The organism is Actinomycetota bacterium (genome assembly GCA_035536535.1).
GTDB lineage: Bacteria > Actinomycetota > JAICYB01 > JAICYB01 > JAICYB01 > DATLNZ01.
On record DATLNZ010000074.1, the window covers coordinates 1 to 20899 of the forward strand.

The 20899-nt window shown below is 67.9% G+C and carries 29 protein-coding genes and 3 tRNA genes; 13 read left to right on the forward strand and 19 right to left on the reverse strand.

Annotated features, from left to right (window positions below; translation table 11 throughout):
• Nucleotides 1–263: uroporphyrinogen decarboxylase family protein (locus tag VNE62_04660; protein HVE91582.1), on the reverse strand; the 263-nt coding region annotated here is incomplete at its 3' end.
• 61 nt (nucleotides 264–324) lie between these two features.
• Between VNE62_04660 and VNE62_04665 the strand changes: the two genes are divergently transcribed.
• Both VNE62_04665 and VNE62_04670 read left to right on the forward strand, forming a co-directional pair.
• Nucleotides 325–936: a cation transporter gene (locus VNE62_04665; protein HVE91583.1), complete on the forward strand. Its 612-nt coding sequence runs from the start codon at nucleotides 325–327 to the stop codon at nucleotides 934–936.
• A 50-nt stretch (nucleotides 937–986) separates the two neighbouring features.
• Nucleotides 987–1883, forward strand: coding sequence for a hypothetical protein (locus VNE62_04670; GenBank protein ID HVE91584.1), 897 nt, complete (start codon nucleotides 987–989; stop codon nucleotides 1881–1883).
• Here the strand turns inward: VNE62_04670 and VNE62_04675 are convergent.
• Nucleotides 1880–2482, reverse strand: coding sequence for a hypothetical protein (locus VNE62_04675; protein HVE91585.1), 603 nt, complete (start codon nucleotides 2480–2482; stop codon nucleotides 1880–1882). The genes VNE62_04670 and VNE62_04675 overlap by 4 nt on opposite strands.
• Before the next feature lie 94 nt (nucleotides 2483–2576).
• Here VNE62_04675 and VNE62_04680 point away from each other — a divergent pair.
• From VNE62_04680 to VNE62_04690, 3 genes are all read left to right on the forward strand, one after another.
• Nucleotides 2577–2651 (forward strand) — tRNA-His (locus VNE62_04680).
• A gap of 24 nt (nucleotides 2652–2675) precedes the next feature.
• Nucleotides 2676–3086 (forward strand): YjbQ family protein, encoded by a 411-nt coding sequence (locus VNE62_04685; GenBank protein ID HVE91586.1) that lies wholly within the window; start codon nucleotides 2676–2678, stop codon nucleotides 3084–3086.
• Nucleotides 3087–3100: 14 nt separating this feature from the next.
• Nucleotides 3101–3541, forward strand: coding sequence for an SRPBCC family protein (locus VNE62_04690; protein HVE91587.1), 441 nt, complete (start codon nucleotides 3101–3103; stop codon nucleotides 3539–3541).
• A 3-nt stretch (nucleotides 3542–3544) separates the two neighbouring features.
• Here the strand turns inward: VNE62_04690 and VNE62_04695 are convergent, their stop codons facing one another.
• Nucleotides 3545–4003: a hypothetical protein gene (locus tag VNE62_04695; protein ID HVE91588.1), complete on the reverse strand. Its 459-nt coding sequence runs from the start codon at nucleotides 4001–4003 to the stop codon at nucleotides 3545–3547.
• A gap of 55 nt (nucleotides 4004–4058) precedes the next feature.
• On the opposite strand from VNE62_04695, the gene VNE62_04700 reads away from it, so the two are divergent.
• The gene (locus VNE62_04700; GenBank protein ID HVE91589.1) at nucleotides 4059–4799 is read left to right on the forward strand and encodes a hypothetical protein; all 741 of its coding nucleotides are present in this window, start codon (nucleotides 4059–4061) and stop codon (nucleotides 4797–4799) included.
• Nucleotides 4790–4862 (forward strand) — tRNA-Lys (locus VNE62_04705). The genes VNE62_04700 and VNE62_04705 overlap by 10 nt, the downstream gene beginning before the upstream one ends.
• Nucleotides 4863–4941: 79 nt before the next feature.
• Here VNE62_04705 and VNE62_04710 read toward each other — a convergent pair.
• The 4 genes from VNE62_04710 to VNE62_04725 all read right to left on the reverse strand — a co-directional run bounded on the left by VNE62_04710 (nucleotide 4942) and on the right by VNE62_04725 (nucleotide 7509).
• Complete coding sequence (locus VNE62_04710; GenBank protein ID HVE91590.1) at nucleotides 4942–5490, reverse strand: hypothetical protein; 549 nt, start codon at nucleotides 5488–5490, stop codon at nucleotides 4942–4944.
• 137 nt (nucleotides 5491–5627) lie between these two features.
• Nucleotides 5628–6038, reverse strand: a complete 411-nt coding sequence (locus tag VNE62_04715; protein HVE91591.1) for a hypothetical protein — start codon at nucleotides 6036–6038, stop codon at nucleotides 5628–5630.
• A gap of 21 nt (nucleotides 6039–6059) precedes the next feature.
• A complete protein-coding gene (locus tag VNE62_04720; protein ID HVE91592.1) occupies nucleotides 6060–6458 on the reverse strand; it encodes an FxsA family protein in 399 nt (132 codons plus the stop codon).
• Nucleotides 6459–6474: 16 nt separating this feature from the next.
• Nucleotides 6475–7509, reverse strand: a complete 1035-nt coding sequence (locus tag VNE62_04725) for an AI-2E family transporter (protein HVE91593.1) — start codon at nucleotides 7507–7509, stop codon at nucleotides 6475–6477.
• Between the two features lie 101 nt (nucleotides 7510–7610).
• Here VNE62_04725 and VNE62_04730 point away from each other — a divergent pair, with 101 nt between their 5' ends.
• Nucleotides 7611–7889 (forward strand): hypothetical protein, encoded by a 279-nt coding sequence (locus tag VNE62_04730; protein ID HVE91594.1) that lies wholly within the window; start codon nucleotides 7611–7613, stop codon nucleotides 7887–7889.
• 9 nt (nucleotides 7890–7898) lie between these two features.
• Here VNE62_04730 and VNE62_04735 read toward each other — a convergent pair whose 3' ends face one another.
• Nucleotides 7899–8738, reverse strand: a complete 840-nt coding sequence (locus tag VNE62_04735; protein HVE91595.1) for an aminotransferase class IV — start codon at nucleotides 8736–8738, stop codon at nucleotides 7899–7901.
• Nucleotides 8739–8804: 66 nt separating this feature from the next.
• Here VNE62_04735 and VNE62_04740 point away from each other — a divergent pair, with 66 nt between their 5' ends.
• Nucleotides 8805–10394, forward strand: a complete 1590-nt coding sequence (locus tag VNE62_04740) for a protein kinase (protein ID HVE91596.1) — start codon at nucleotides 8805–8807, stop codon at nucleotides 10392–10394.
• 65 nt (nucleotides 10395–10459) lie between these two features.
• On the opposite strand, the gene VNE62_04745 is transcribed toward VNE62_04740, so the two are convergent.
• From VNE62_04745 to VNE62_04765, 5 genes are all read right to left on the reverse strand, one after another.
• A complete protein-coding gene (locus tag VNE62_04745; GenBank protein ID HVE91597.1) occupies nucleotides 10460–10951 on the reverse strand; it encodes a hypothetical protein in 492 nt (163 codons plus the stop codon).
• Between the two features lie 104 nt (nucleotides 10952–11055).
• Nucleotides 11056–12177 carry a 2'-deoxycytidine 5'-triphosphate deaminase gene (locus VNE62_04750; GenBank protein HVE91598.1) on the reverse strand — a complete coding sequence of 374 codons (1122 nt, stop codon included), beginning with the start codon at nucleotides 12175–12177 and terminating at the stop codon, nucleotides 11056–11058.
• Nucleotides 12178–12228: 51 nt separating this feature from the next.
• Nucleotides 12229–12312, reverse strand: a tRNA-Leu gene (locus VNE62_04755).
• Between the two features lie 117 nt (nucleotides 12313–12429).
• Nucleotides 12430–12942 (reverse strand): hypothetical protein, encoded by a 513-nt coding sequence (locus VNE62_04760; GenBank protein ID HVE91599.1) that lies wholly within the window; start codon nucleotides 12940–12942, stop codon nucleotides 12430–12432.
• Nucleotides 12943–13051: 109 nt separating this feature from the next.
• On the reverse strand, nucleotides 13052–13603 hold the full coding sequence (locus VNE62_04765) for a hypothetical protein (protein HVE91600.1): 552 nt from the start codon (nucleotides 13601–13603) through the stop codon (nucleotides 13052–13054).
• Between the two features lie 220 nt (nucleotides 13604–13823).
• Between VNE62_04765 and VNE62_04770 the strand changes: the two genes are divergently transcribed.
• Genes VNE62_04770 through VNE62_04785 form a run of 4 tightly spaced genes read left to right on the forward strand, consistent with a single transcriptional unit; the run spans nucleotide 13824 to nucleotide 16489 of the window.
• Nucleotides 13824–14624: a class I SAM-dependent methyltransferase gene (locus tag VNE62_04770; protein ID HVE91601.1), complete on the forward strand. Its 801-nt coding sequence runs from the start codon at nucleotides 13824–13826 to the stop codon at nucleotides 14622–14624.
• A 17-nt stretch (nucleotides 14625–14641) separates the two neighbouring features.
• Nucleotides 14642–15265: a LemA family protein gene (locus tag VNE62_04775; protein ID HVE91602.1), complete on the forward strand. Its 624-nt coding sequence runs from the start codon at nucleotides 14642–14644 to the stop codon at nucleotides 15263–15265.
• Nucleotides 15262–16071 carry a TPM domain-containing protein gene (locus VNE62_04780; protein ID HVE91603.1) on the forward strand — a complete coding sequence of 270 codons (810 nt, stop codon included), beginning with the start codon at nucleotides 15262–15264 and terminating at the stop codon, nucleotides 16069–16071. The genes VNE62_04775 and VNE62_04780 overlap by 4 nt, the downstream gene beginning before the upstream one ends.
• Nucleotides 16058–16489, forward strand: coding sequence for a TPM domain-containing protein (locus tag VNE62_04785; protein HVE91604.1), 432 nt, complete (start codon nucleotides 16058–16060; stop codon nucleotides 16487–16489). The genes VNE62_04780 and VNE62_04785 overlap by 14 nt, the downstream gene beginning before the upstream one ends.
• 30 nt (nucleotides 16490–16519) lie before the next feature.
• Here the strand turns inward: VNE62_04785 and VNE62_04790 are convergent, their stop codons facing one another.
• From VNE62_04790 to VNE62_04815, 6 genes are all read right to left on the reverse strand, one after another.
• A complete protein-coding gene (locus VNE62_04790) occupies nucleotides 16520–17392 on the reverse strand; it encodes a glycosyltransferase family A protein (GenBank protein ID HVE91605.1) in 873 nt (290 codons plus the stop codon).
• Nucleotides 17389–17979 (reverse strand): RdgB/HAM1 family non-canonical purine NTP pyrophosphatase, encoded by a 591-nt coding sequence (gene rdgB / locus VNE62_04795; GenBank protein ID HVE91606.1) that lies wholly within the window; start codon nucleotides 17977–17979, stop codon nucleotides 17389–17391. Before rdgB ends, VNE62_04790 begins: the two co-directional genes overlap by 4 nt.
• Nucleotides 17976–18704 (reverse strand): ribonuclease PH, encoded by a 729-nt coding sequence (gene rph / locus VNE62_04800; protein HVE91607.1) that lies wholly within the window; start codon nucleotides 18702–18704, stop codon nucleotides 17976–17978. The genes rdgB and rph overlap by 4 nt, the downstream gene beginning before the upstream one ends.
• A gap of 20 nt (nucleotides 18705–18724) precedes the next feature.
• On the reverse strand, nucleotides 18725–19498 hold the full coding sequence (locus VNE62_04805) for a hypothetical protein (protein HVE91608.1): 774 nt from the start codon (nucleotides 19496–19498) through the stop codon (nucleotides 18725–18727).
• 71 nt (nucleotides 19499–19569) lie between these two features.
• Nucleotides 19570–20310 (reverse strand): MBL fold metallo-hydrolase, encoded by a 741-nt coding sequence (locus VNE62_04810; protein HVE91609.1) that lies wholly within the window; start codon nucleotides 20308–20310, stop codon nucleotides 19570–19572.
• Between the two features lie 52 nt (nucleotides 20311–20362).
• The coding region (locus VNE62_04815) for an aspartate/glutamate racemase family protein (protein HVE91610.1) at nucleotides 20363–20899 on the reverse strand (537 nt) is incomplete at its 5' end.

Consider the following 20899-nt stretch of genomic DNA (forward strand, 5'->3'; position numbering starts at 1 on the left):
TCCGCGAACCTGATCGCGGCGTCCACCTCCATGACGTCCAGCGGCATGAGCGTGATCTGGGCCATCAGGTCGGGCTTGCCGGTCAGGTCCAGGAACCCGTACCGCGACCGAAGCTCCCTGTAGGCGGGCAGCGACCGGCCCGCCTGGCGCATCATCCACACCGGCGTCGCGTCGACGGGTTCGCGCGCGCAGGCGCGCAGAAAGCGCTGGGTTTTCAGGCTTTCTGGGGCGGTCTGGGTGTGGCCGGAGGCTTGTGAACTCACGAGCAAGCTCAAGTTATCAGGGGGCCGGGGGCAGTCGCAGGACCCTTCGTAGACTCTGGTGATGCAGACACGGCCCCTCCAGCTGCGACGAGGGCTGCGGCTGGAGTGGTTCGCGATCTCCTGGAACGTGGTCGAGACCGGAGTCGGCCTGTGGGCAGGGCTCGCCGCCGGGTCGGTGGCGCTGGTCGGGTTCGCCTTGGACTCCGTTGTCGAGGCCTCGTGCGCCGCGGTGCTGATCTGGCGGCTGTCGACGGAGGCCTCCGGTCGCCGCACCCACGAGGAGGCCGAGCGAGGCGCGATCGGAGCCGTCGCCGTGGCCTTTTTCCTTCTGGCGGGCTACATCGGAGTGAGGTCGGTCTCGGACCTGCTGTCAGGGGCACGCCCGGAGGAGAGCCTGCCGGGAATGGCCCTGGCCGGTGTGTCGCTGGTGGTGATGCCCGTGCTCGCCCACCTGAAGCGGAAGTCTGCGGCGGAACTCGGGAGCCGGTCGATGCACGCGGACTCCCGTCAGACGACGCTCTGCACGTACCTGTCCGCGGTCCTGCTCGCAGGCCTCGCCGCCAACGCACTGTTCGGCTGGTGGTGGGCCGACCCCGCCGCCGGACTGGTCGTCGCGGCCCTGGCCGCCCGTGAGGGGCAGGAGCTGTGGTCTACCAGGAATGTCTGCTGCTGAGGCGGGGGACACGGCAGGAGGCATGGCTCTCCGCGGCGAAGCCTTCGGCAATGAGGCGGCTGCCCGCGGTCATCGCGTTTCTGGTCGTGGCCGCGGTGTGCCCGCCCGCCTCCGCCGGGTATGGCTCCGCACAGCTTCTGTTCAACTTCCAGGACGCTCGCATCCGGGAGTCGAGCGGGATCGCCCCGTACAGCCGGTCCGACGACATCTGGTTCACCCACAACGACAGCGGCGACTGGGCCCGGTTCTTCGCCGTGGGCTCAGACGGCAAAACCCGCGCCCGCTATGAGGTTGCCGGTCCGGTGGCAGTGGATTGGGAGGACATGGCGCGCGGTCCGGGAGCCGACGGGGGCCCCGCCCTTTTCTTCGCCGACTTTGGCGACAACGACGAGGTGCGTCCGACAGTGACCGTCTACGAGGTGCCGGAGCCGGTTGTACCGACGGAGCCGAGTCCCGTGCCGCTTCCGGCGCCGCCGTCGCGCGTCCATCACTTGCTTTACGAGGACCGTCCGCACAACGCGGAGACTCTCCTGGTGGACCCGAGCGACGGGTCACTTGCCGTCGTCACCAAGGACGGCAACGGCGTGAGCGGGCTGTACGAAGCCGCCTCCCTCGGAACGGGGCTCCCGCAGCTGCTCCATCGGACGATGACCCTCGACCTCATCAGGGTCGCGTCGGGCACGACGGCCTCCCACCTGCTCACCACCGGCGGTGCCATCTCACCCGACGGCAGTCGGGTTGTGGTCCGGACGTACGCCGAGGCGTTCGAGTGGACGATTCCCTTCGGGCATCTGCCCTCCGCGTTCGCGCAGACACCGGTCCGAGTGTCGCTGCCCACGACGGTCCAGGGGGAGGCGATCTGCTACTCGCGAGCGGGCACCGACCTCGTCACCACAAGCGAGGGGACAGGCGCTCCCGTCCACCGGCTCCCGGGGGCCGGGACCTAGCTGGTTCCTCCCGGACCAGGCTCCGGCCCGGAATCGACCTCGATCCAGTTGAGCAGATCCCCTCGCTCCGCCTTCACCGCCGTCTTGAGTTCGGCGGTCGCGAAGGTCTCGCACTCAGCCTCGAGGGCCGCGTCCCAGGGATTCTTCCCCAGGTACTCCTGGGCGAACTCGAACAACCGCTCCATGACGACCAATCGCCGGTAGGCGATTTCGGCTGTCCCCAGGCTGCTGGACAGGCTGTGCTCCAGCGACGCCCTGACCTCGTCGGACCTCCTCCACCAGAAGCCGACCAGCGGATTCTCCTGCGAAGTCACGGGGGCCGGGTCGGGCAGTCGGGGCTTCTGCCGGCGGATGACGTTGCGCGAAAGCTGCGCCAGCTCGACCACCAGGATCGAGATGTGCAGCACGACCATGTACAGAAAGGCGTCCACATCCTCGTCTACGTAGTCGCGGAACCCGCGCCGGCCGTACAGGTCGTTGATCACCAACCGCAGGTGCGCGCGGCGCACCTCGTCGGGCAGCGCGCTCCACTGCGAGGTCTGCACCTCCTCCTTGGACGCGGGAGGAGCAGCCGGGTGGCGCTCACGTCGTCTGAACATGGTCCTCCGTGGTAGCCCCCTACATTGTGGGATCGATAAAGCTCCCGTGTGTGCCGACGACCCTGGTCGGTTGTCTAGAATGTTCCCGAACATGGTGGCCGTAGCTCAGCTTGGTTAGAGCGCCTGACTGTGGCTCAGGAGGTCGGGGGTTCAAGTCCCCTCGGCCACCCTCCAATCACTTCGGAACTGGATCATGCTCACGCGCGAGATCCACATTGATACGTCCGATTCATCGATCCACGACCTGACTGACGACGTCCGCGAGTTCTGCTCCGGATCGGGCGACGGTCTCTGCAGCGTCTTTGCGCCCCATGCCACCGTCGGCCTGGCGCTTATCGAGTTGGGAGCCGGATCGGACGCCGACCTGCTGGACGCGCTCCGAACTCTGCTGCCCAGAGACGACCGGTACCGTCACAGCCACGGCTCTCCCGGTCACGGCGCCGACCACGTTCTGCCGGCCCTGTTGAGCCCGTCCATCACCCTGCCGGTGGTCTCCGGCCGTCCCGCACTCGGCACCTGGCAGCACGTCGTCCTCGTGGACCTCAACGTCGACAACCCGCGGCGGACGGTGCGGCTGTCTTTCCTGCGTGACCGGTCGTCGTGACCCTGCGGATGCAAATGTCCCGGGTCCTGCCGGGCCCCCCGGAGGTCGTCTGGACCCTCATAACCGACTGGGAGCACCAGGGCGACTGGATGCTCGAGGCATCGGACTTCGTCGTCACGTCCGAGGCGCGCGAGGGAGTGGGAGTGGAGGCCGAGGCGACCGTCCGGATTGCCGGCATCAGGACCCGGGACCCCATCCGCGTCATCGCCTGGGAGCCGCCGCGCCTGCTGGGCATTCAGCATCTCGGGTGGGTTAAGGGGGTCGGTGAGGTGAAATTGACCGCGTTGCCGGGTGGCCGCACGGAGGTTCAGTGGGCCGAGGAGATTCGCGCTCCCCTGGGTCTCCTCGGCGCGATCGGACTGCGGCTGCTCAAGCCGCTGATGGTCAGGATCTTCCGGCGGGACCTTCGGGTGCTGGAGGGACTCGTGCGGGCCAGGAGCGCATCGTCGCGCTGAGTGTCAGCCGCGCTTGTGGAACCGCATCGCGTATGAGTCCGCCGACAGGATCACGCTGCGGTTGTCGCGCCACCCCATCGCCAGCAGTGCGCGCTTGACGTCGGCCTCGTTCACCGGAGCCATCTTCGACCGGCCCGGCTTGGGGAATACGACCCAGAAGACGCCCCCGTCGGCCACCCGCTTCGCGAACTCGCGGACCGAATGTGCCGGGACCGGCCCTATCCAGACCATGACCACAGAGGCGGTCAGGTCGTCCGCGAGGTCCTCCACTACCTGAACGTTGGCTGGTGACTCCTCCAGGTCCGGAGGGGGGTCCAGGACGGTCACCCGCCCCTGCTCCCCTACGGCCTCGGACAGAGCCTCGAGGAAAGCGGTCGCGGGTCCGACCGCCAGGACCGTCTGCCCGTCCGACAGATCCATCTGCGGGACGGCTTCACCGGGGTTGCTGGGAACTCGCGCCATCCGGCGATTCTTCCACACGACGCCCATGTCCTCACTGCCGGCTAGTCTCGAACGCATGTTCGTAGCACCGGAAGTTCTCACCAAGGCGTGCGGCTGGACAACGTTGCGCCGGTGGGAGCGGCGGGAGCTCGGCCGGGAGCTGCGCGTGGCGGGGCTTTCGTATCGCGAGATCGCCCAGATCATCCCGGTGGCCAAGGGAACACTATCGCTGTGGTGCCGAGACCTTGAACTGACCCCCGACCAACGGGAGCGGCTGCGTTCATTGAGGCCGGACGCGGAAGTTCGCAGGAGCGTAGGCATGAAGCGGAGGCAGCTCGCGCTGCAGCGTCACGAGGCTCTTCGGCACGCCGGGCGACTCGAAGCGGCGCGACTGGCGAGGGATCCTGCGTGGATAGCCGGCACTGTCGCTTACTGGGCAGAGGGCGCGAAGAGGTCGAACGCGCTGCTGTTCTCGAACTCTGACCCGGGTCTGATCATCCTGTTCCTGCGATGGGGATCTGAGTTTCTGGAGATCGCACCCGAGAGATACTCCGCAAGAATGCACCTTCATCGCGGTCAGGACGAGGAGGAACGACTGCTCTTCTGGTCCGCCAAGACAGGACTCCGGGCGGGCCAATTCGGCAGGGCGTTCATCAAGCCGGAGGGAACCGGACACCGCAAGAACGTCCTGTACAACGGAACGCTGCTCGTAAGAGTCCGGACGAGCGCGGACCTGCTCCACCGTGTCGAGGGTTGGATTGACCACGTGCGCGTGAGTCAGGCCAGGTCCGGTAACCTGAACGCGCCGGGTCGCTAGCTCAACTGGCAGAGCAGGGGCCTCTTAAGCCCAAGGTTCGGGGTTCGAGTCCCTGGCGACCCACCGCCTCGTTAGGGGCTTGCCTCGATACTCCTGAGCGAACATTCCAGGGGCTGACGTCCTCGCTGACGCGACCCGTCCCCTATTTCAGGATCGGTTTGAGGTGCTCGGCCACGATTCGCAGGAACTCCTTGAGCTGAGCGACATGGCGTTCCACTGCTGCTGCCGTTCTGTCCACATTCACGATGCTCACGGTCAAAATCACCGTTCCGAACCTCGCCGACGCATTTTCGCGGGGACCGTGGGTCTTAGCCTCGTCTCCGATCCCGGTCACCGGCTGTGTCGTGCTGGACTGGGTCTTCTGTTGGAACCCGACTTGGGCGGCCTCCACGTTCGGAAATCGCACCGTAGCAATGCTTGCGCCGGACGTAGATGTCTGCTCCCGGTAGGCGTACTTGCAAAAGTCGGTGACGCGGGTTTCATCTTCGCTGTGTGAGGGGCCGGCAAAGCCGATCTCGGTCTTGAGAAACGCCGCCACCTTCTCGGGTGGGAACAGCTTGCAGATGTCCGTGGCGCCCGCCTTCTTGCCGCCTGCTGGCGCCTGGGTCGAAGTCGCTCCGTCATCCGTGGCTGACTGAGGACTCTCGTCGCCACCACCACACGCCGCCAGCAGCACGGCGGTGACCACCATCAGGCTGGTCCGTCGAACGACGCCCATTGCCCCACCCCCCTTGCTCCGCAGGAACCTTCCATACCGGTTCCAGCACGAACTGCCGTCACGGTACGGGACGTCCCGAACGCCGTGCAACCGAAGGGCGGGCGAATCCTTCACCCCGAGACAGAGCCGCCCCGGCTGCGCATGAAGGCAGCCGCGATCAGCAGCAAAGCCATCAACGCGAAAGACGGGAAGTCGGTCGAGGGAGATCCCCCGATGTCCCGGTCCATGACGTGGGACAACAGGTGGAACGTGGCACCAACGCCCACTCCCCACAGGACCGCGGCCAGCGCATCCCGGATCCAGACCCCGCACAGCAGGACAGCCCCCAGGCCTATCTGGAACGCCCCTATGTCGTGAACGTAATGACGGTTGTACGGGTCGAACTTAGCGAGCTGATGAAATGACTCGGGGGCGAGGAAGCCCCAAAGTCCGAACGCAACCAGCAGCACCCCCACAACGACCGCAACCACCTTGGGGAACGCGTCTCCCGACCGTCGCCCGCTCACCTCTTGCGATTTCAAGCGCCCTCCTTAGTCCCCTGTCTACAAAAGTGTTCGGCGGGAATTAGCCAGCCGGGCCCCCACCCGCCCTGTGGCGAACCTCATCAGCGCCCTGCGGACGGACGCGCGAACCGGCGGCAGCAGCAGGACCAGGGCGGCCACGTCGGTGAGAAAACCCGGCGTGAGCAGCATCGCGCCGGCCATGATGACGAGCACGCCGTCGACTATCTCGGCCCCCGGCACGCGGCCCTGCCCGACCTGCTCCCTGAACCGCCGGTAGACGCCCAGTCCCTCGCGCTTGGCCAGCCACGCGCCGGCGATGGAAACGACGACCAGCAGGCCAATCGTCTCGAGGACCCCGATGACCTGCCCCACCTTGACCAGGACGTAGATCTCGGCCAGCGGGACGACCAGGAATAGAACGGCGAGGATGCCCGTCACGCGGCTCTCGCTTCGGTCACGAGATGTCCTGCTTCGGAATCCACACCTCGTGGGCCAGCACCTTCAGCGAAGCAGCGAGTGGCACCGCTATGAGCACCCCCACGAAGCCGAGGAGAGTACCCCCGATGAGGGCGCTCAGGATCACGGCGGCGGGGGAGATGTTGACCGCACGCCTCATCACGCGCGGGACCACGAGGTAGTTCTCGGCCTGCTGGTAGGCGGCGAAGAAGGCCATTGTCCCCACCCCCGTCGCGGTGCCCGAGAAGAAGGCCACTATCACCGCGGGGACGGCGCCGAGTGTGGCGCCGACCATGGGGATCAGGTCGGCTATCGCCACCCACATCGCCAGAGGCAGCGCGAAAGGGACGCCCAGAAGGGACAGGGCGATGAAGGACACGACGCCTGCGATGACGGACACGGCTACGTTGCCGACGATGTACCCGCTGATCCGCTCGAACACCAGCACCGACAGCTCCTTGAACCGCTCGCGCCGGGTGGCCGGCAGCAGACGCGAAGCCCCGGCCAGCAGGCCCGGGAGGTCCAGCAGGAAATAGATCGTGAGGATGATCACGGTCAACGTGCTGAAGATCGCGCGTCCGACGCTCCTCGCGACCCCGAGTGCGCTGCCAGCCGACCGCGACGCCACACGAGGCAGGTCGTCGACGCTCTTGCGCGCCCGGGCCGTGAGGTCGTATCTGCGGTCGAGGTCGCGGAACCGTTCGCTTCTGCGCGAGAGGTTGTTCGCGTAGTCCGGGATCTCCCGGGCCAGCCGCTGTGTCTGCCGGACCAGGGGCGGGGTCACCGCCGCCACGAATCCCCCGAGGAACAGAACCGTGAGCAGCGATACGGCCAGCACCGACAGCCCCCGGGAGAGGCCGAATCGCCGCAGCCCCCGCACGACCGGATCGAGTCCGACGGCGAAAAACATCGCCATCAGCACGAGGATCAGGATGTGCCTCACGGCGTAGGCCGCGTACAGGACCAGCACCGACGCGGCAACGACGGCGACGAGTCGGACTACCGTCAGCGATGGCAGTCCTCGGTCGGGCATGCGGCGACGCTAGCACGGGACCCAGGGCCGTCCGGTGAACCAAACCCCGAGCCTCGGGTGACTAGACTGCTGTCAGAGCGAATCGTCCGCGGGAGGACCGGATGAGCGACGGGCCGATGACCCAGGAACCCGAACTGGAGCAGGTGAACCTGATCGTCATCGCGCGGCAGATCCGCGAGTCGCTGCTCAAGGACGGCTCCTTGGAGCGCGCGCTTGCCGACGGGCACATCACGACGATGCAGCTGATGCGCCTTCTGAACGCGATCTCCGGCGCGAGGCGCGCGATCGGGTTCGTGCACCCGAGCTCCCTGGAGGACCTGCCCGGCGAGGGTCGCGTCACCCACCAGGAGGGCATCTTCATCCCGTCGCGGATCTCCTGACGGAGTGGGTCACAGACCCAGTCGCGACAGGATCTCCTCCCGCAGCGACCTCCGTAGCCGCTCGGCCATCGGCCCCCTTCGCAGCGGTGTCCCGTCAATCGCCGACACGGGGTACACCTCCCGCAGCGTCGAGGTGAGGATGACCTCCTCGGACGACTGCAGCGAGCCGATGATCAGATCCTCCTCGCGTGTACGCAGGCCCTCCGCCTGGGCCACGTCCAGCAGCGCCTGTCTCGTGACACCCGGCAACACGCCCGAGTCCAGCGGCGGAGTGACCAGGCAGCCGTCGCGGATCGCCATCAGGTTGGATGCGGTCGCCTCCAGGACGCGCCCGCCGGAATCGACGAACACGGCGTCGTCCGCTCCCGCCCGGCTCGCAGCCGTCCTGCCGGCCACGCTGACGGCATAAGAGGTCGACTTCACATCCGGCATCGACCGGCACCAGCCGGGGAGGGTTATCAGCGCGGCCCCGTCCTCGTACAGCCGGGAGTAGTCGCCGATGGGCCACGCCGTCACCAACGTGGAGCCGGACTCCGCCACCTCCCCATTCGGGTCGACGGGTCCCGTCCCCCTAGTGACGGTCACCCGAACGCCGCAATCAGCGAGGTTGTTGGCTTCGATGACCTGCTGCATGGCCTGGGCTACGACGTCGGCAGTCGGGATTGGGATGTCCAGCGACTCCGCTCCCCGCTGCATCCTCGCGTGGTGCTCGTTGAAGGCCCACAAGCGGGCAGAGTAGGCCCTCAGGGTCTCGAACAGTCCGTAGCCCCAGAGCACCCCTCGGTCCAGCGCAGGGATCCACGCGTCGGACTCGTCCAGCAGCTTTCCGTTCAGCCACACCGTCGCCATGTCCACATCCTGACGGCGATCCTGAGTTCCGGCCAGACGGGACGCGGCGCGCAGATTGGGTAAGAGTTGCTGCAGGACAGGAGGAACGACACGGACACGACACCGCACCCCCCATCCGCACCTGGCGCCGGGACGCTTCTCGGCGACCGCTATGAGCTGATCGAGGTCGCCGGCACGGGCGGGTTCTCCGAGGTGTGGCGGGCGAACGACCACCGGCTCGGCCGCGAGGTCGCCGTGAAGCTTTTGGCCGGACCCGCGGCGCGGGACCCGGTCCACATAAACCGCATAGAGCGCGAGGCCCGCGCGCTGGCGGCGCTGTCGCACCCGGGGGTCGTCCATGTCTACGACTGGGGCGAGCACTCGGACGCGGCGGGCTCGTTCCCGTACATCGTGATGGAGCTGGTGGACGGACCCGACCTGGCCGCCCACTTGGCGGCGTTCGGACCGATGGCGCCGCAGGAGGCGGTGGTGCTGCTGGACCTGGTCCTGCGGGGGGTCCAGGAGGCCCATGACGTCGGGGTGATCCACGGCGACGTCAAGCCGGCCAACATCTACATCTCCTCACACGGCCCCAAGATCGGGGACTTCGGAGTCGCCAGGATCCTTTCGGAGGAGACCGGTACGACGATGCCGGCCACCACACCCGCTTACGCCGCACCCGAGGTGCTTCGCGGGGAACGGCCCACCGGCGCGTCCGACGTCTACGCCGCGGGATGCGTCGCCTACGAGCTTCTGAGCGGACGTCCCCCCTACCAGGGCGAATCCTTCTGGGACATCGCGCGCCGGCACCTGGAGGACGAGCCCGCGCCGCTACAAGGTCAGTTTCCCGGTGTGACGGGTCCGCTGGACAGGGTGATCCAGTCGGCCTTGGCCAAGGACCCGGGACAGCGGCCTCCATCAGCCGCGAGCTTCGCGGACGCCCTTCGGCAAGCGGTCGGACTGCCCGGTGCCGGGGAGAGCATCCCCGGCGCGGCAGGCGTTCCAACCGGCACTACCCCGTTGGACGCCAACCAGGGCACGCCGACGACCGTCGTGGCTTCTCCACCGGCGACGGAGGTACTGCCGCGGGGTCCTTCACGCCCTGCCATCGACCGCCGGGTGTGGTTGGTGCCGCTTGCCGCGGGAGTCTTCCTGCTTGCGCTGATCCTTCTCGCGGCGGGACGCGGCGGCAAACCGGTCGAGGTGCCGAACTTCGTCTCCATGAAAGAGCGGGAGGCCGCGGCAGCCGCCGAAAAGGCCGGGCTTCAGACGGCAACCCGCGGAGTCAGCCTTGGGGGCGCTGCCGGAGTAGTCGCGCTCCAAAGTCCGGAGCCGGGTCAGACGGTGGAGCGGGGAACGGTCGTGAGTCTCGGCATCTCCGACGGCCGGTCGGTCGTACCGGAGGTGGTCGGGCGACAGTTGACCGAGTCACAGGCTGCGCTCGAGCGGCTCGCGCTGGTCCCGGATGTGGTCCGCGTTCTATCGGCCGGGGCACAGCCCGGAACGGTCCTGAAGACCTCCCCCGGGCCGGGGACGATCGTGAAGCCGGGGTCGAAGGTGGTGCTGACCGTGGCCGCCAGTCCTCCACCGCCACAACCGGCGCCTGCCGATCACGAGGACCGGGATCGCGACGAAGGCAAAGGCAACGGCAAGGGAAGGGGCAAGGACGACGACTGAGCCCCCCCTGAAAGCCGAAGGGGGCCCGGTTAGGGCCCCCTTGGCACTCGAGCCGGGTGCTTGGCTTACGAGTTCTGGCGCTGCTTGTCCGAGGTCCGCTCGTGGGCCTCGGCCTTTTCGCGGTGAGCGCCGGCCTTGGCCTCGTGCTTGGCGGCGTCCCCCTCGGCCTGGGCCTTGTCCTTCTGGGTCTCGCCTTCGTTCTTCAGGTCCTCGTTGCCGGTGATCTTGCCCGCGGCGACCTTCACGGCGCCCTTCGCGCCCTCGGCCACTGCGTGCGAACCCTTCGGGTCGTTGTAGGACCGGCCTTCAGAGCGGCTGCCGCTGCTCTGGTAGCTCTTCTGCTGGCCCTCGTGCGACCTCGCCTCGGCGGCCTTGCGAGAGGCCTTCGCCTCCTCCTCGAAGGCGTCCAGGCGCTCTGTGGCGGCTTCCTGGCGCTGACGACCGGCGTCCTTCAGCCGATCGTTGCCGCTGAGGGTGCCGACGGTCTCCCAAACGAGCCCGAGTCCCTTGTTGGCCAGTGCCATTCCGGCCTGGCTGATGTCCTTCACTCCGAGCATGTTGCCTCCCTTGAGTGCTTGTGGATATCCAGTTTCCTACCCTGCAAGCACTGCTGTCAAACGAGACAACGCATCTTTGCAGGTCAGCATGGGGATCCAACGGGTCAGGACCGGCTGAAATGCTTGCTCAGCATCACAACCTGACCCTGGTAGGAGGACCCGATATCGCGGCCGTACAGAATCTCCGGCGGCTCGAGCATCTCCTCGAACACCAGCCTGCACACCCTTTGCCCGTCCTCGACCATGAACGGAACGTCGTGCGCCCGGACCTCCAGAACCGCTCGGGAGCCACGGCTCGGCCCAGCCGAATCGTGGCCGAAGCCAGGGTCGAAGAACCCCGCGTAGTGCGTCCGAAGCTCCCCGGAGGTGGGGTCGTAGGCGGTCATCTCCGCGGCGAACGCCGGCGGTATGCGCACGGCCTCAGAGGAGATGAGCAGGTAGAACTCCTCGGGCTCCAGGATCACCCGGCCGCCCCGCTCCCTGGTCACCGGCTCCCAGAAGTCGCGCGGGTCGTGGGGCTCGCCGGCGGACAGGTCCAGGAGCCGGCTGTTCTTGCGCGCGCGGTAGCCCACGAATCCGTCGTCATCACCTCGCAGGTCCAGGCTCAGGAACAGGCCGTCGCTCAAGGCCAGCTCTTCGCCCGGCACCGGTTGACCGTTGCGGAACAGCACTGGGTCCTGTCGATGGAAGTCCAGGACGGCGGCATCCGGCGCGACCGCGCGACCGCTGACGAGCCGCAGCTGGTTGAGCGCAAGTCCGGTCCGGACCTTGATCGTGAACGTCCTCGAGAACACTTCCAGGTACAGGCGTCCCGAGTAGCCTTCCGCGATCTCGTCGAAGCGGTGGCTGCGGTCGGTGATGACCCGCGTGAACACGTCGAGCCTGCCGGTCGAGGACTTGGGGTTCGCCTTCGCTCTGAGACCCTCCGGCAAAGCGAGCTCCTCGATCAGCGGGATGAGGTATGGCCGGTTGCGCTCGAGAATCGCGCCGTCGCGCAGGTCGAAGGACTCCATCGCACAATCGTCCAGCCTCGCCGCCACGTCGTCGTCCCCGGCCAGAAAGCTGGACCGCAGCCGGAAAGCCGTCTCTCCCAGCCGGAGGTCGAGGCTCGCCGGCTGCAGGTTGGACCGCGGGATCTTGTAGGTGTCGGACCGGATCACGTCGGAGTCGATGGCGCGTCGCAGCCACTGGGCGGGCAGGACACCGGCGCGAGTCGGGAAGTCCATCGACTTGGTGTACCCGAAATGACGGGGCCGGTGGTGGGTCGAGGCCGAGCCTGGTGCGGGCGGAGGGAGTCGAACCCTCACGGGTTGCCCCACGGGAACCTAAATCCCGCGCGTCTGCCGTTCCGCCACGCCCGCTCTGGCTTCTGACCCTGGGAGCTTAGCCGCCCAGTGGAATGACCGAGTCCGGTGATCGTCGTGACATCGACTCCTGACCCATCCGTGCCGATCCCGGGGAAGGCCCGAAGCCAACGGCTACTCCATCACGCGAAGCTCTGTGGCGGTGCAGTATTCGGTGTGGCCCCGGTCGTCGAACGAGGCGGTAAGGCATCCGACGGACGAGGGATCGATCGCGTGGACGTCGCTTTCGGCGGCCTGAACCTGCGCCGGGGGGAAGGTAATCGTCCATCGACGGTTCCGCGCTGCGCCGCACGCATCGAGTAGCGAACCCTCAAAGCAGTAGGTGGCGGCGGACTCGTCCCTGAGCCTGGAGCTGACGAACTGAGCTCCCGGATAGATGATCGCGGTGTTCAACCCGAGCCGCGGTGACTCCGAAATGCACCCCAAACCCTTCATGTCGTAGGACGCGCTCGGAGTCCGCTCGATGTCGGCCCGGTTTGCCGGCAGCGGGAACGCGACATGGCTGAAAACGATGACGTTGCCGTGGCACAAGTCGTCCGCCTGAGCGGCGCTCGCCGTGACCGGGGCGACCGACGCCGCGACTGCGAGTGCGATTGCGGAGCACAGGACTCGGCGGACTCTGGACACTTTCAAATCTCCTGTCGGGAACCGCATAGTCGACGAGGGCTTCGACTCCGCCCTCCGTTTCCTGCTGGTCACGAGAGGCAGGCCGATCCTGCCTCTCGCATCACCCAACTCAAGGGCAGGTCACTGCGCCCTTGATCGTCCCGTTCTGCTCGGCCCACAGCGTGGACCGGCCTTCGGCCTTGAAGGAACCCGCGATCCCGCTGAGTCCGCCGCGCCCCGACCCGTCGACGATCGCCAAGTTGGCCTCAAGGGGAAACGTCTGGGTCAATGGGTCAACCTGCGACGCCCATCCCTGACCAGTGCCATGCCACTCCAACGTTCCTTCACCACAGCCGCGCACCAGCCCGGTGAAAGTCTCCCAAACCTCGAACCGGTACACCCCGCTGAGGCCGTCGAAGTATCCGACCCCGCGGTACACGGTGGTGCCCTCGATGGAGCCGGTCATGGTCGTGCGTCCGTCGAACGCCATCGAGCACCCGCCCGAGTGGTCCGGCGCGCAGTCTTGAAGCATCAGGTAGGTGAACGCGGGAGCTCCGGGGTCGTGGAACACGGTGTCGATCGGCACGTTCCGGGCAGCGTCGGCGGTCGCCGAAGGTGCTGACCCGCCGATCGCCACCAGCATCATGAAGCCGGCCAATGCCGACGAACCGCGTCTCATCATCTCGCCACCCCCGGGGATCAATGGATTCGTGAAACCTACTTCGCCGAGGCCCCCCGGTTTCCTTCAACAGCCGGCCCTCCCCCCGGCCGTCGTTGTGACCCCGGTCCCCCGCCCGGCGTCAGTTCCCTCAAGGCGCACTGCGCCAAAGCCCCGGCCCCGCGCGCTTCGGCGCTAAGGTGACGGGCCAAAGAGGCTCCACCTTCGACAGAAAGAGCGGGACGTGGACTCCGTCTCCTTCGATCGTGCCGCGGAGTTCTACGACCGGACGCGCGCGCTCGACCCCCAGACGATGGAGGCGATCCTCACGCTGGTCGCCCCCGAGTTGCGTGGGCGGGGGCGGTGTCTGGAAATCGGGATCGGGACCGGCCGCATCGCGCTGCCCTTGCACGAGGCTGGAGTCCCGACGGCCGGCGTGGACCTGTCGCGGCCGATGCTCGACAAGCTCGTGGCCAAGGCCGGCGGTCGAATGCCCTTTCCCGTGGCGGTGGGCGACGCGACGGTCCTGCCGTTTGCGGACGCGTCCTTCGGAGCCGGCCTCGGGTGCCACATCCTGCACCTGATACCGCGATGGGAAGCGGCGGTGGACGAGCTCTTGCGGGTCGTCCGGCCGGGCGGGATCCTGCTTCTGGACATCGGCGGCCTCAACTGGGAGCCCGACGAGGTGGAGACGCGCTTTTCGCAGGAGGCCGGGCTGGACCGCCCGAGGTACGTCGGGCTCGAAAGCCCGCAGGCGCTGGACGACAAGCTTGCCGCCGCTGGAGCGAAGGCCCGGCGGCTTCCGCCCATCCCCCGCCGGTCATCGCGCCCGGTCCGCGAGCGGCTGGAGTCCATCGAGCAGAACCTGTACTCGTGGACCTGGGGGATGCCCGACGAAGTCCGGCTGCGGGCCGTGGACGCGGTCCGGACTTGGGCGTTGGAAAGGTTCGGCTCCCTGGAGGTCCCCCTGACGCGCGAGACGACGATCGTGTGGCGGGCCTACGACCTGCCCGGGGTGTCGCCGGGCAGGACGTACCAGCCGTGATCATTTAGGATCGGCTCATGGACGCACCTCTCGCCACCGGACGCCGCCGTCCCGGTTGGCTCATGCCTCTGATCGTCATCGGCCTGATCGCTCTGCTGGTCGTCATGCCTCTGATCGGCTCGTACAACAGCCTGGTGGCCCAGGACGAGGAGGTCGACCGCGTCTTCGCCGACCTCGACGCGCAGCTGCAAAGGCGGGCGGACCTCATTCCCAACGCGGTTGCCGCGGTGCGGGGGGCCCTGAACCAGGAGCAGGAGGTCTTCGGACAGCTAGCGCGGGCGCGCTCCAACTACGCGGGGGCCAGGACCCCCGACGAGAAGGTGGCGGCGGGCAACCAGATGGAGTCCGCATTCGCCCGGCTGCTCGTGGTGGTCGAGTCCTACCCGGACCTGAAGTCCAACGACAACATCCGGGACCTCATGGTCGAGCTCGAGGGCACCGAAAACCGCATCAACCAGTCCCGTCGCGACTACAACGGGGCCGCTGCTAAGTACAACGTCTCGGTGCGGCGGTTCCCACGAACGATCTTCGCCGGGCTGTTCGGCTTCGAGCGCAAGCCGCTGTTCCGGGCTCCCGCCGACGCGAGGCAGGCACCGGGCGTGGACCTGGAAGGCGGACTCAGGCGGTCACCGGCGCCGTGACGCCCTGCCGCCGCCGCGGCCTCAGCCGCGCGCGGCACGTCGTGATCGCAGTCCTGCTCCTGGAGCTTCTCGCGGCCCCCTTCGCGCTGGCGCAGACATTCCCGGAGTTCACGGCTCCGGTCGTGGATGCCGCCGGCGTCGTGCCGGACGCAGTGGAGCAGCAGGTGAACGCGGAGCTCAACGACTACCAGGCGCGCAGCGGAAACCAGATAGCCGTTGCGGTGGTGAAGTCCACTGGAAACCGCGGCATCGAAGACTACGGAATCGACCTGGCCCGCAAGTGGGGTGTGGGCCTCAACGAAAAGGACAACGGCGTCCTTCTGCTGATCGCGCACGAGGACCGCAGATTGCGGATAGAAACCGGTCAGAGGGTGGACGACGAACTCACGGACATCGAGGCAGGACGCATCATCAGGGAGCGCATCACGCCGCTGCTGCGTCAGGGCGATGTCGGAGCTGCGGTCACCGAGGGCACGCGGGCAATCCGTCGGACCCTCGGGGACACGGCCGCCGGACCGGCTCCCGTGCCCCCCCAGCGGGCCCCGGCGCCATCGGCCAGGACTGATCCCTCCGGCCTGATCTTCCTGGGATTCATGCTGTTCATGTTCATGGGCGGCATGGGCAGGCGCAGACGGCGCCGGTGGGGCATGCTTCCGATTTTGTGGGGAGCCGGACTTGGGTCGGGCTACGGCCGCAGCTCGGGGTCCTTCGGCGGCGGCTCATCCGGAGGAGGCTTCTCGGGCGGGGGCTTCTCGGGGGGCGGCGGGGGCGGCTTCGGGGGTGGAGGCGCAAGTGGCAGCTGGTAGGCACCTGACCAAACGCGACAACGCCGCGATTGACGCCGCGGTCCGGGAGGCCGAGCGCGTGACGGGACTGCAGTTCTGCGTCTACGTCGGCCCGGGTTCGGAAAGGTCGCGGGAGCAGGCCGAGCAGATGTTCGTGCGGGCCGGTCTTCAGGCGCGACCGGCAGTCCTCGTCCTGGTCGCGCCCCGCCAGCACCGGGTGGAGGTGGTGACTGCGCCGCAGATCACGTCGCGGGTCACCGACGGCGACTGCTACGACGCCGTACGGGACATGACCGGATACTTCGCCCGGGGAGAGTTTGCGGGCGGCATAGTCGCGGGCATCGTCAGGCTGGCGGCGGCCGCCGGGCCGGCATCGAGCGTGTCCCCCGGCGACGAGCTGCCGAACGTGATGGAAGACCCAGAGGACGGACCCTCCTAGGCTCGGCTGTCCGGCGCCCGGGTGCACCGGTCAGGATCCCCAGCCCCCGCCCGGCTCGACCGGAGGCCGCCCCGTCTCCAGCCGCTGGAGGCGCCGCCGCGCCTCCGAGCGCTTCTTCTCCGTGAGCTCCCGTTCGTCGTAGGACACGTTGTAGAAGTGGTCGACCTCAACCGAGGAGAGCTCCACCCTGCTCCCGCAGGCGGTCATCACACGACTCGCCAGCGACAGGGTGTCGTAGAAACCGCCGACGTCGTGGTCTTCGCTCCAAATCCACGCGGTCGAGAAACCGACGTGCTCCGCAACTGAGCGGAACAACGGCGTGTTGCGTATCAGCGCACAAGCCGGATGGCAGCGGGCGTGCGTGGGACCGGAGTGGGTCCGGCGTCCTTCCAGCTGCATAGCGGCCAGCTCCTCTCCGGCCATCGGCTTCTCCGTGCGGATCGCCAGCAGGTGGAGCATCCGGCGATGCGACTCGGTGGCGAGGCTGCGGTCCGCACCAAAGTGGCGCTCCGTCGAGTGGAACCGCGCCTGAAGTGCCCAGACCTCTTCGGCAGCCGCGGCCAACTCCTGCCGCATGCGCGTGACGGAGTCCGGTTCAAGAAAGCAGACGTCGGCGTCCAGGAACAGGTAGAAGTCCGGGGCCGGGTGGTCGAGGACGTACCGGCGCAAGAGGTCGCCGTGACTGTTGATTCGGCCCCCGGGACCGAACCCCGACTGAGCGAACTCGATCCCCCGCTCCTGGCAGTACCTCTTGAGGGAGCCGGCGTCGTCGTCGTCCGAGGCATTGTCCACCACCGTCAGCCGCAGCAGGCCGGCGTGGTCCGGCTGCAGGTGGTGAAGAGAGTGCAGCGCAAGCAGCGTGAACAGTGAGGTGTTGTGGTTGACGACGACTGCTTCTATCAAAGGGAGCCGGCGTGCGATGCCAGCTGAGCGAGCAGCGCCGTCAGCGCCTGGGCACGGTGCGACGCCCTGTTCTTGGTCGAAGGGTCGAGCTCGGCGGCAGTCTGCGTCTCCCCCACCGGGACGAACACCGGGTCGTAACCGAAGCCGCCGGTCCCCCGCGGCTCCAGGATGATGCGCCCGGCCCAGGACCCTTCGCCCACCACCTCGGCCCCCGACGGAAGGAGCAGGACGGCGGCGGCGCGGTAGCGGGCGGTCAGACGTTCCTCGGGAAGCTGCGCGGCCAGGCGCAGGAGCTTGCTGGTGTTGTCGTCGTCGGTGGCCGACGGTCCGGCGAACCTGGCGGAGTGGACCCCCGGCAGCCCGTTGAGCCCGTCGACTTCAAGGCCGGCGTCCTCCGTAAGGCAGGGGCGGCCCGTGAGCCGGACCGCAGCGGCGGCCTTCAGCCGCGCATTCTCCAAAAACGACTCGCCCGTCTCCTCGTGGCCGATCCACATCGCGACGACCTCGGCATCCAGCGGGGACTGCTCCAGGATCGCCCGGACCTCGCGGACCTTGCCCGGATTGGACGTCGCCAGCACGACTTTCATTCGTCCAGGACGGCTTTCTGGAGCGTCACGAGCTCGGATATGCCCGCTGTCGCCACGACGAGCATCTCGTCCAGGGCCGGACGAGAGAACGGCTTGCCCTCCGCGGTCCCCTGGACCTCCACGAACTCGCCCGACCCGGTCATCACGACGTTCATGTCCACCTCGGCTCGGGAGTCCTCGTCGAAATCCAGGTCGAGGCACGGCAGGCCGTTGATGATCCCGACGCTCACCGCCGCCACGTGGTCGGTGATCGGGAGCTCGTCGATGATCATCTGCTCCTGCATGTGCCGCATCGCGTCGTAGAGCGCGATGAAGCCGCCCGTGATGGACGCCGTCCGTGTTCCGGCGTCGGCGACTATGCAGTCGCAGTCGACGGTGACGGTGCGCTCACCCAGGGCCTTCAGGTTCACGACGGAGCGCAGGGAGCGTCCGATCAGGCGCTGGATCTCGTGGGTGCGGCCCCCGGGGCGTCCTCGATTGACCTCGCGCTGGGTTCGGTCCCTGGTCGCCCGTGGGAGCATTGAGTACTCGGCGGTCACCCACCCGCGGCCGGTGCCCTTGAGCCATGGCTGGGGGCGATCCTCCACCGACGCGGCGCACAGGACGCGGGTGCGTCCGAACTCAACCAGGCACGACCCTTCGGCGTGATCGAGGTAGTTTCGGCGCATCCGCACCGCCCTGAGCTGGTCGGGGGCGCGCGAGTCCGGACGCTTGTACGGCTTCATCTCCGCGCCAGTGTTCCAGATCAAGCGGTTTCCAGGGACCACGCCCCGGACGCAGTGCGCCGAGCCCGGCCCGCCGAGGACTCGATTCGCACGCCGGAGCCTGAGCGGCGCCAGTTGATGACCAGAGCCTCCGCGCCCTCGTCCGGCGCCACCACCAACGCCGTCTCCGTCACCTCGGCCCCGGGCACTCTCAGCCATGAGTGCGGAAGGAAGCCGCAGGCAACCAGACAGCCGTCGCCGGAAACCCAGCCCGTCATCCAGGCCCCGCTCCTCGGCGGGACGACGTAGCAGGCCCAGTGCACCTCGCGCGGCACGATGTCGGTGTGCAGGCGCAATGACTTCTCGGCGACCGACCGCAGCCGCCGGGTGGAGATCTCGTACAGCTTGAGTTCGGACTGCGGCCTGTCCGTCCTGTAGTCGGCCGACGGACGCCACGTCAGAGCGTCCGAACGTCGCGTCAGGTCCAACGCCAAAACCGTCCTCAGCTCGTCGGGCAGCGACGCCACAACCGCCTGCCGCTCAAAGCGGTCCAGGAGCGCGCGAAGAGACCCCTTGGCAACCGGCGAGACGAGCTTTGCCGCGTGCGCGAGGTTGGCTCTGCGGTGACGCGGAAACTCCACGTCCATCCCCCGGGGGCCCAGCAGTGCCACCGCGGCGTGCGGGTAATCCCAGGCGCTCTGCCAGGCGTGCAGCAGCCAGAGGCACTCGGGCGTCTCACCCCCGATCGCCGCGAGCGTCCGCTCGGCCTCCGGGTCGTGGTCGTCCAGAGTCAGCACGCCCTGGTGCCACGTCACGTGGTGGGTAGAGCCGGAGCAGCGGACCTCAGCGCCTACGGCGGGAACCCCGTGCGGCCACACGCCTGCGATCAGACCGTGTACGTGGTGCCCTCGGCCGCCGCTTCGACGGAGCCGGTGTACGCGGAAGCCGCCTCCTGGACAGCGGCCTCCAGCGGGATAGTCGGCCAGACATGCGTCAGCAACAACCGCGGCGCGCCCGCCTTCTGGGCCATCTGGCCGGCCTCCTCGGCCCACATGTGGATGTCCGGCGGCGAGGGCATCGGGTGGACGAACGTCGCCTCGCACAGCAGAAGGTCGGCGTCGCGGCAGCAGTCGGCCAGTTCGGGGAAAGGCGCGGTGTCGGACGTGTAGACGAAAGTCCTGTCTCCCTCGCTTATGCGGTAGCCGTACGTCTCCACGGGGTGAACCGTCCTGAACGGCTCAAATCGCAGGTCCCCGACCTCGAAGACCGGCCCGGTCGTGCTGAAGTCGAAGACACGCCGGAAGATGTCGATCGAGCCCGACCCCAGGGGGGCCGAGACTATGGGCGGGACGTCCGGCGGTGCGTACACCGGGAAGTCCTGGACGGGCTCGTCGGCGAAGCCCAGCCCGTACATGAACGGAAGCACGTCCGAGATGTGGTCCGCGTGCGAGTGAGAGATCACCAGCGCGTCGAGGTCAAAGCAGGACACATGCTCCAGCAGGCGCGACAACGTCCCGTTGCCGGCGTCCAGCCACACGGTCGCGTTCTCGCCGCGGACCAGAAAGCCCGAGCAGGCTCCACCCGCGCGAGGGCATGCCGCACCGGTGCCGAGGATGGTCACGCGCATCGGTCATGCCGGGCTCCCGGCCCGGCGCCCCCTTCCGAGTGGTCTTGTCCCACTATTCCAATGGATGCCGCTTCACCGCCGCAATCTCGGGACCCAGAAACCGATGGCCCAGACGCTGGAACTCCTCCTCGTCGCCCGAGGACAGGAACTCGTAGACCGGCGCCTCCCGCGTGTGTCGCTGAAGGTCGTTGGCGGCCAGGACCGTGTAGACATCCTTCGCGGTCTCCTCCGCCGAAGACACCAGCAGCACGTCCGGTCCCATCACGTACTGAATCGTCGCCGACAGCAGCGGGTAGTGGGTACAGCCCAGGATGAGCGTGTCCACGCCGGCCTCCTTGAGGGGGCCCAGGTATTCGCCGGCTACACCGAGCACCGCGTCGCCAGTCGTCTCTCCCGACTCCGCCAGCTCGACGAACCGCGGGCAAGCCTGGTGGAAGACCTCCACCGGCCTGCGGGTCAGGCGGATCGCCTCGTCGTACTGAGCCGACTCGATCGTCGCCTGGGTGCCGATCACGCCGATTCGCTTGTTGCGCGTGAGCCGGACGGCCGTCTGGGCGGGCGGGTTGATGACGGTGATCATCGGGACGGG

What these genes read in the sequence shown, in the direction of transcription:
- VNE62_04700 (HVE91589.1), top strand. Translation starts at nt 4,059, where the DNA reads ATGTTCGTAGCACCGGAAGTTCTCACCAAGGCGTGCGGCTGGACAACG.
- VNE62_04695 (HVE91588.1), bottom strand. Translation starts at nt 4,003, where the DNA reads ATGGCGCGAGTTCCCAGCAACCCCGGTGAAGCCGTCCCGCAGATGGAT.
- rdgB (HVE91606.1), bottom strand. Translation starts at nt 17,979, where the DNA reads ATGAAAGTCGTGCTGGCGACGTCCAATCCGGGCAAGGTCCGCGAGGTC.
- VNE62_04665 (HVE91583.1), top strand. Translation starts at nt 325, where the DNA reads ATGCAGACACGGCCCCTCCAGCTGCGACGAGGGCTGCGGCTGGAGTGG.
- VNE62_04670 (HVE91584.1), top strand. Translation starts at nt 987, where the DNA reads ATGAGGCGGCTGCCCGCGGTCATCGCGTTTCTGGTCGTGGCCGCGGTG.
- VNE62_04745 (HVE91597.1), bottom strand. Translation starts at nt 10,951, where the DNA reads ATGCTCGGAGTGAAGGACATCAGCCAGGCCGGAATGGCACTGGCCAAC.
- VNE62_04750 (HVE91598.1), bottom strand. Translation starts at nt 12,177, where the DNA reads ATGGACTTCCCGACTCGCGCCGGTGTCCTGCCCGCCCAGTGGCTGCGA.
- VNE62_04710 (HVE91590.1), bottom strand. Translation starts at nt 5,490, where the DNA reads ATGGTGGTCACCGCCGTGCTGCTGGCGGCGTGTGGTGGTGGCGACGAG.
- rph (HVE91607.1), bottom strand. Translation starts at nt 18,704, where the DNA reads ATGAAGCCGTACAAGCGTCCGGACTCGCGCGCCCCCGACCAGCTCAGG.
- VNE62_04725 (HVE91593.1), bottom strand. Translation starts at nt 7,509, where the DNA reads ATGCCCGACCGAGGACTGCCATCGCTGACGGTAGTCCGACTCGTCGCC.
- VNE62_04675 (HVE91585.1), bottom strand. Translation starts at nt 2,482, where the DNA reads ATGTTCAGACGACGTGAGCGCCACCCGGCTGCTCCTCCCGCGTCCAAG.
- VNE62_04685 (HVE91586.1), top strand. Translation starts at nt 2,676, where the DNA reads ATGCTCACGCGCGAGATCCACATTGATACGTCCGATTCATCGATCCAC.
- VNE62_04735 (HVE91595.1), bottom strand. Translation starts at nt 8,738, where the DNA reads ATGGCGACGGTGTGGCTGAACGGAAAGCTGCTGGACGAGTCCGACGCG.
- VNE62_04775 (HVE91602.1), top strand. Translation starts at nt 14,642, where the DNA reads ATGGACGCACCTCTCGCCACCGGACGCCGCCGTCCCGGTTGGCTCATG.
- VNE62_04690 (HVE91587.1), top strand. Translation starts at nt 3,101, where the DNA reads ATGTCCCGGGTCCTGCCGGGCCCCCCGGAGGTCGTCTGGACCCTCATA.
- VNE62_04810 (HVE91609.1), bottom strand. Translation starts at nt 20,310, where the DNA reads ATGCGCGTGACCATCCTCGGCACCGGTGCGGCATGCCCTCGCGCGGGT.
- VNE62_04730 (HVE91594.1), top strand. Translation starts at nt 7,611, where the DNA reads ATGAGCGACGGGCCGATGACCCAGGAACCCGAACTGGAGCAGGTGAAC.
- VNE62_04765 (HVE91600.1), bottom strand. Translation starts at nt 13,603, where the DNA reads ATGATGAGACGCGGTTCGTCGGCATTGGCCGGCTTCATGATGCTGGTG.